This is a genomic window from Actinomadura sp. NBRC 104425, assembly GCF_030269545.1.
Classification (GTDB): domain Bacteria; phylum Actinomycetota; class Actinomycetes; order Streptosporangiales; family Streptosporangiaceae; genus Spirillospora; species Spirillospora keratinilytica.
In genome coordinates, this window is the sequence record NZ_BSTN01000059.1 from 1 (window position 1) to 8,369 (window position 8,369).

An 8,369-nucleotide genomic window follows, 5' to 3' on the forward strand; every position below is an offset into this window, starting at 1 on the left:
GACCCACCACCGACTCACGACCGACCCCCGCGTCCCGCAGATACCGGGCCAACCGGTTCGACCGCGCCTCCAACTCGGCATACGTCAAGGACACCTCACCGCACCGCAACGCCACCGCATCCGGCGTGCGCCCGGCCCATGCGCGGATCTGCTCGGGGATCAGGGCGTCTGCGACCGGCGCCCGCGTAGCGTTCCAGTCCACCACCACGGCACGCCGCTCGGCCTTGTCCAGAACATCGATTTGGCTCACGCGCAGTTCCGGATCGGCCGCGACCTGCTCCAGCACCCGTGCGTAGCGGTCGGCCAGGGCACGTGCAGTGGACTCATCGAACAGGTCGGTTGCGTATTGGATGCCGCCGCCGATCCCCATGGGCGCGCCGTTCTCGTCCCGGTGCTCCGTCAGGCTGACCGACAGGTCGAACCGGGCGACCTCGGTGACGTCCTTCGGCGGCAACGGCTCGACCTGCAGGCCGGGCAGGTCCCAGCCGCCGCGAACCTGAGGCAGGTTCTGGAGGGCGAACATCACCTGGAACAGCGGCTGGCGGGACAGCGACCGGGCAGGATTGATGTCGTCCACGAGCCGTTCGAACGGGATGTCCTGGTGCCCGAAGGCGGCCAGGTCGGTCTCGCGGACGCGCTTCACCAGGTCGGCGAACGACGGGTCGCCGGCGACGTCGGTGCGCAGCACCAGCGTGTTGGCGAAGAACCCGGCGACCTCGTCCAGTGCCACATCTCCGCGTCCGGCGGTCGCGGTGCCGAGGGGAATGTCGGTGCCGGCGCCGAGCCGGGACAGCAGCACCGCCAGCGCGGCCTGCGCCACCATGAACACCGTGGAGCCGCTGCGCTGGGCGAACTCGACCAGGCGGTCATGTGCCTCGGCGGAGATTTCGACAGGAACGGACGCGCCCTTGAACGAGGGGACGGCGGGACGCGGCCGGTCCGTCGGCAGGGCCAGCTCCTCCGGCAGATCACGCAAGGCCTCACGCCAGTACTCGAGCTGACCGCTGATCACACTGTCCGGATCGTCCGGGTCGCCCAGTACCTCGCGTTGCCACAATGCGTAGTCGGCGTACTGGATAGGTTGTTCGGGCCACTCCGGTGCGCTGCCCTGGCGCCGCGCCGTGTAGGCGGCGCGCAGGTCACGTGCGAGCAGCCCCATCGTCCAGCCGTCCACCGCGATGTGGTGCGCCACGATGACCAGGACGTAGCGTCCGTCACCACGGTCGAGCAGCCGGACCCGCCATGGAACCTGCCGCTCGATGTCGAATCCCTGAGTGACCTGGCTGGCGAGGACTTGGTCGAACTCGTCGTCCGCCACCTGGATCACTTCCAGCGGCGAACCGGCCTCTGCGACGGTGAGTATCCGCTGGTAGGGCGTGCCGTCGATCTGAGGGAAGACCGTGCGGAGGGTCTCGTGCCGCTCGGAGAGGTCGGTGAGCGCGGCACCCAGGGCGTCCACGTCCAGGTCACCGGAGAGTTCGAAGGTGAGGGGCAGGTTGTAGGCGGCGCCGGAGCCTTCCTCTTCGAGGCGGTTGAGGAACCACATGCGCTGCTGGCCGTAGGACAGCGGCAGCTTGTCCGGGCGAGGCCGGGCCGTCAGCGGCGGACGGGCCCGGTCCGTGCCCGCCGTCACGGCCTTCGCGACACCGGCGACCGTGGGCTCGGCGAACAGCGTCCTGATCCCGATCTCGGTGTCGAAGACCGCGCGTATCCGGGCGAGCAGCCGCATCGCCAGCAGCGAGTCACCGCCCAAGTCGAAGAACGAGTCTTCGGCCCCGACCTGCTCCAACCCGAGGATCTCGGCGAACAGGCCGCAGAGAACCTCCTCGGTGGGGGTGGCGGGGGCGCGGCTCGCCGTTCGGCCCGCGAAGTCGGGCGCGGGAAGGGCGGCCCGGTCAAGCTTCCCGTTGACCGTCAGCGGCAACTCCTCCAGCTGCACGAAGGCGGCCGGAACCATGTACTCGGGCACAGCGGCCGACAGATGCTCGCGCAGAGCCGCAGCGTCTACCGCACCGTTGGACGGCACGACATACGACACCAGGCGCTCGTCTCGGACCAGCACCACCGCACGGTCAACGCTCTCGTGCTCGGCCAGGACGGCCTCGACCTCGCCCGGCTCCACCCGGAACCCACGAATCTTCACCTGCTCGTCCGCACGCCCGACGAACTCCAGCTTGCCATCGGCCGTCCAGCGGACCAGGTCACCGGTCCGGTACATCCGCCCGGCAACGAACGGGCAGGCCACAAACCGCTCCGCGGTCAGGGCGGCGCGGTTGACGTAGCCGCGGGTGACCCCGGCGCCGGCGACGTAGAGTTCGCCGGTCACCCCGGCGGGAACGGGCTGCAGGAACTCGTCCAGCACGAACGCCTTGGTGTTGCCGATCGGGCAGCCGATCGGCGGCGTTCCCGGACCGTCCACCACACCGACCGTCGCCATGACCGTCGTCTCGGTCGGACCGTAGGTATTCCAGAGTCGGTCACCGCCTGCCCAGCGGGCCGCCAGGTCCGCCGACAGCCGCTCGGCGCCCAGCACCCACCGGCCCACACCTTCGACCTGCGCCGGATCGAGCACGCGCAACAGCGACGGCACGATGCTCGCCGCATCCACGCCCTGCTCGTTGAGCATCCGCGTCAACACCGCCGAGTCGGCACGCTCCTGCGGCGTGGCGATCACCAGCGTCGCACCCGACGACAACGTCACCGCGATGTCCAGCACAGAGGCGTCGAAGCTGAACGACGCAAACTGCAAAACCGCCTTACCCGGCGCCGCCCCCAGGACCGGCCGCAACGCCTCCACCAGGTTCACCATGCCGCCGTGGTGCCCCATCACGCCCTTGGGACGGCCCGTGGAACCGGAGGTGTAGATCACATACGCCAGGCTCGCCGGGTCCAGCCCGACCCCCAGCGGCTCGGAAGACTGCTCCGCGATCAACTCGTCCAACGAGTCGATGCGCAGGGACGCACCGCTGTCGGCGAGCATGAACTCCAGCCGGTCGACCGGATACTCCGGATCCAGCGGCACATAGGCGGCACCCGCCTTCCACACACCCACCACGGCAACGATCGCGTCCACACCACGCGGCAGGGACAGACCCACCACCGACTCACGACCGACCCCCGCGTCCCGCAGATACCGGGCCAACCGGTTCGACCGCGCCTCCAACTCGGCATACGTCAAGGACACCTCACCGCACCGCAACGCCACCGCATCCGGCGTGCGCTCCGCCCACGCCTGGATCAGGCCCGGCACCGTCACCGCCGGGACGGGACGCTTGGTGGTGTTCCAGTCCACCAGCGCTGCCTGCCGTTCCATGTCGTCCAGAATCTGGATTTCGCCGACCTTGAGGCCGGGGTTGAAGGCGACCTGTTCGAGGACCCGCTGCAACCGGGCTGCCAGCGCCTCGGCGGTCGGCCTGTCGAACAGGTCGGTGGCGTACTGGAGCGCGCCGGCGATGCCCGCCGGTTCTCCTTCGCGGCCGCGGTGCTCGGCAAGGCTGATCGACAGGTCGAACCGGGCGGTCTCGGCCTCGTCGCCCGGCGGCAACGGCTCGACCTGCAGGCCGGGCAGGTCCCACCGGCCCTGTGCGACGGGCACGCTCTGCAGGGCGTACGAAACCTGGAACAGCGGTTGGCGCGACAGCGACCGGACGGGGTTCAGTTCGTCCACGAGTCGCTCGAACGGCACGTCTTGGTGGGCGTAGGCGGCCAGGTCGGTCTCGCGGACACGTTCGACGAGGTCGGCGAACGTCGGGTTGCCGCCGACGTCGGTGCGCAACACCAACGTGTTGACGAAGAATCCGACGAGGCCGTCGAGGTCGGCGTCTCCCCGGCCCGCGGTGACGGTGCCGAGCGGGATGTCGGTGCCCGCGCCGAGCCGGGACAGCAGCAGCGCCAAGCCGGCCTGCACCACCATGAACACCGTGGAGCCGCTGTGCTGGGCGAGTTCCACCAGCCGACCGTGTGCCTCGGCGGAGATCCCGACCGGCACCGACGCCCCCTTGAACGAGGGGACGGCGGGACGCGGCCGGTCCGTCGGCAGGGCCAGCTCCTCCGGCAGATCACGCAAGGCCTCACGCCAATAACCGAGCTGACCGCTGATCACACTGTCCGGATCGTCCAGGTCACCGAGAACCTCACGCTGCCAGATCGCATAGTCGGCGTACTGGACCGGCAACGGCGCCCAATCCGGCTCCCGCCCCTCCAGCCGCGCCGCGTAGGCGATGCCCAGGTCGCGGGTCAGGACACCGACCGACCAGCCGTCCACCGCGATGTGATGCGCCGTGATCACCAGGGCGTACTCGTTCTCATCGAGGATCACCAGCCGGACGCGCCACGGCAGTTCCGTGCCGACGTCGAATCCACGGCTCACCTCGGCTTCGACGAGTTCGGCGAGTTCCGCCTCGGGCACCTGACTGATCGTCAGCGGGGGACGTCCCGCCTCACCGGTCAGGATGCGCTGAGAAGGCGCGCCATCGACCTCGGGGAAGATAGTGCGCAGGGTCTCGTGCCGTTCCGCGACATCTGCAAGCGCCGCCTTCAACACGTTCACGTCCAGGGGGCCGGACAGCCGCAACGTCAGCGGCACGTTGTAGGCGGCGCCGGAGCCTTCCTCTTCGAGGCGGTTGAGGAACCACATGCGCTGCTGGCCGTACGACAGCGGCAGCCTGTCCGGACGGGGCCGGGCCGTCAGCGGCGGACGAGCCTGATCCGTGCCCACGACGACGGCCCTGGCGAGTCCGGCGACGGTGGGGTCGGTGAAGAACGTCCGGATGCCGATCTCGGTGTCGAAGACCGCACGTATCCGGGCGAGCAGCCGCATCGCCAGCAGCGAATCACCGCCCAAGTCGAAGAACGAGTCTTCGGCCCCGACCTGCTCCAACCCGAGGATTTCGGCGAACAGGCCGCAGAGAACCTCCTCGGTGGGAGTGGCAGGGGCGCGGCTCGCCGACCGGCCCGCGAAATCGGGGGCAGGCAACGCGGCCCGGTCAAGCTTCCCGTTGACCGTCAGCGGCAACTCCTCCAGCTGCACAAAGGCGGCCGGAACCATGTACTCGGGCACAGCGGCCGACAGATGCTCGCGCAGAGCCGCAGCGTCTACCGCACCGTTGGACGGCACGACATACGTCACCAGGCGCTCGTCCCGGACCAGCACCACCGCACGGTCAACGCTCTCGTGCTCGGCCAGGACGGCCTCGACCTCGCCCGGCTCCACCCGGAACCCACGGATCTTGACTTGTTCGTCGGCTCGGCCGACGAACTCCAACACGCCTTCAGGAGCCCAGCGGACCAAGTCGCCGGTGCGGTACATCCGCTCGCCTGGGGCGAACGGGCAGGCCACGAACCGCTCGGCGGTCAGGGCGGGGCGGTTGACGTAGCCGCGGGTGACGCCCGCACCGGCGACGTAGAGTTCGCCGGTCACGCCGACCGGCACGGGCTGGAGGTACTCGTCCAACACGAACACTTGCGTGTTGCCGATCGGACGCCCGATCGGCGGCGTCCCAGGACCGTCCACCACACCGACCGTCGCCATGACCGTCGTCTCGGTCGGCCCATAGGTGTTCCACAACCGATCGCCACCTGACCAGCGCGCTGCCAGGTCCGCCGACAGCCGCTCGGCGCCCAGCACCCACCGGCCCACACCTTCGACCTGCGCCGGATCGAGCACGCGCAACAGCGACGGCACGATGCTCGCCGCATCCACGCCCTGCTCGTTGAGCATCCGCGTCAACACCGCCGAGTCGGCACGCTCCTGCGGCGTGGCGATCACCAGCGTCGCACCCGACGACAACGTCACCGCGATGTCCAGCACAGAGGCGTCGAAGCTGAACGACGCAAACTGCAAAACCGCCTTACCCGGCGCGGCGCCCAGGACCGGCCGCAGCGCCTCCACCAGGTTGATCATGCCGCCGTGGTGCCCCATCACGCCCTTGGGACGGCCCGTCGAGCCGGAGGTGTAGATGACGTACGCCAGGCTCGCCGGGTCCAGCCCGACCCCCAGCGGCTCGGAAGACTGCTCCGCGATCAACTCGTCCAGCGAGTCGATGCGCAGGGACGCACCGCTGTCGGCGAGCATGAACTCCAGCCGGTCGGCCGGATACTCCGGATCCAGCGGCACATAGACGGCGCCCGCCTTCCACACACCCACCATCGCCACCACCGCGTCCACACCACGCGGCAGGGACAGGCCCACCACCGACTCACGACCGACCCCGGCGTCCCGCAGGTACCGGGCCAACCGGTTCGACCGCGCCTCCAACTCGGCATACGTCAGGGACACCTCACCGCACCGCAACGCCACCGCATCCGGCGTGCGCTCCGCCCACTCCTGAACCAGGCCCGGCACCGTCACCGCCGGGACAGGCCGCGCGGTGGCATTCCAATCCGTCAGCAACACGTGACGTTCGGCCTCGTCCAGAACATCGACCTGGCTGACCCTCAGCTCAGGGTCGGCCGCGACCTGCTCCAGCACCCGCACGAAGCGGTCGGCGATGGAACGCGCGGTGGATTCGTCGAACAGGTCGGTGGCGTACTGGATGCCGCCGCCAATGCCCGCCAGCGCACCGTGCTCGTCGCGCCGCTCCGACAGGGTGACCGACAGATCGAACCGGGCCGCCTCGGAGCCTTCGCGGGGCGGCAGCAGATCGACCTGGAGCCCCGGCAGTTCCCAGCGGCCCTGCCGGTCGCCCGCAGCGCTCTGAAGCGAGTACATCACCTGGAACAGCGGCTGACGCGACAGCGACCGGACGGGGCTGAGGTCGTCCACCAGCCGTTCGAACGGGATGTCTTGGTGGGCGTAGGCGGCCAGGTCGGTGTCGCGGACGCGCTTCACCAGATCGGTGAACGACGGGTCGCCGCCGACGTCGGTGCGCAGCACCAGGGTGTTGACGAAGAACCCGGCGAGGCCGTCGAGTACCGCTTCGTCCCGGCCGGCGGTCGCGGTGCCGAGCGGGATGTCGGTGCCCGCGCCGAGCCGGGCCAGCAACACCGCCAGCGCGGCCTGCACCACCATGAAGACGCTGGCGCCCTGCCGCTGCGCCACCTCGGTCAGGCCCGTGTGGACCTCGGCGGACACGCCCACGGGCGTCATCGCGCCCTTGAACGAGGGGACGGCGGGACGCGGCCGGTCCGTCGGCAGGGCCAGCTCCTCCGGCAGATCACGCAAGGCCTCACGCCAATAACCGAGCTGACCGCTGATCACACTGTCCGGATCGTCCAGGTCACCGAGAACCTCACGCTGCCAGATCGCATAGTCGGCGTACTGGACCGGCAACGGCGCCCAATCCGGCTCCCGCCCCTCCAGCCGCGCCGCGTAGGCAATGCCCACGTCCCGGGCCAGAACGCTGAGCGACCAGCCGTCCACCGCGATGTGATGCGCCGTGATCACCAGGATGTACTCGTCGTCCCCGAGGACCAGCAACCGGATGCGCCACGGCAGTTCGCGCTCCACGTCGATGCCCGCTTCGGTCTCCTCGGCGAGCACCCGGTCCACCTCGGCCGCCTCGACGGGCGTGACGTTCAACCGGGGGTGACCGGCGCGGCCCGTCAGGATGTGCTGGCGCGGGACGCCGCCCGTCTCGGGGAAGATCGTGCGCAAGCTCTCGTGCCGGTCGGCGACGTCGGCCAGGGCCGCTTCCAGCGCGGGGACGTCGAGCTCACCGGAGATGCGCAGGGCCAGCGGCAGGTTGTAGGCGGCGCCGGAGCCTTCCTCTTCGAGGCGGTTGAGGAACCACATGCGCTGCTGCCCGTAGGACAGGGGCACCACGTCCGGGCGGCGGCGAGCCGTCAGCGCCCTGCGGGTGGTGCCCCGGCCCTCCGCCGAGACGATCTGGGCGATGCTCGCGACGGTCGGCGTCGTGAACAGCGCCCTGATCTCCACTTCGACGGCGAACACCGCCCGGATCCTGGCGATCAGCCGCATGGCGAGGAGGGAGTCACCGCCAAGGTCGAAGAAGGAGTCTTCAGCGCCGACCTGGTCCAGGCCGAGGACCTCGGCGAACAGGCCGCACAGCACCTCCTCGGTCGCGTTCGCCGGGGCACGCCCACCCGACCGGCCACCGAAATCCGGCGCGGGGAGGGCGGCGCGGTCCAGCTTGCCGTTCGGCGTGGTCGGCAACGCCTCCAACACCACGAACGCCGCCGGAACCATGTACTCCGGCAACCGCCCCGCCACATGATCCCGCAACACGCCCTCATCCACACCGGCCCCCTCCGCGGGAACGATGTAGGCGACCAAGCGTTTCGTGCCGGGCTGGTCTTCGCGCACCACGACCGCGACCCGCCCCACCGAGGCGTGTGCGGCAACAGCCGCCTCGATCTCGCCCAGCTCGATCCGGAACCCCCGAATCTTCACCTGATCGTCGACCCGACCG

The 8,369-nt window shown here is 69.9% G+C and carries 1 protein-coding gene; it reads right to left on the reverse strand.

Annotated features, from left to right (window positions below):
- The coding region (locus QSK22_RS32935) for a non-ribosomal peptide synthetase (RefSeq protein ID WP_285498412.1) at positions 1 to 8,369 on the reverse strand (8,369 nt) is incomplete at both ends.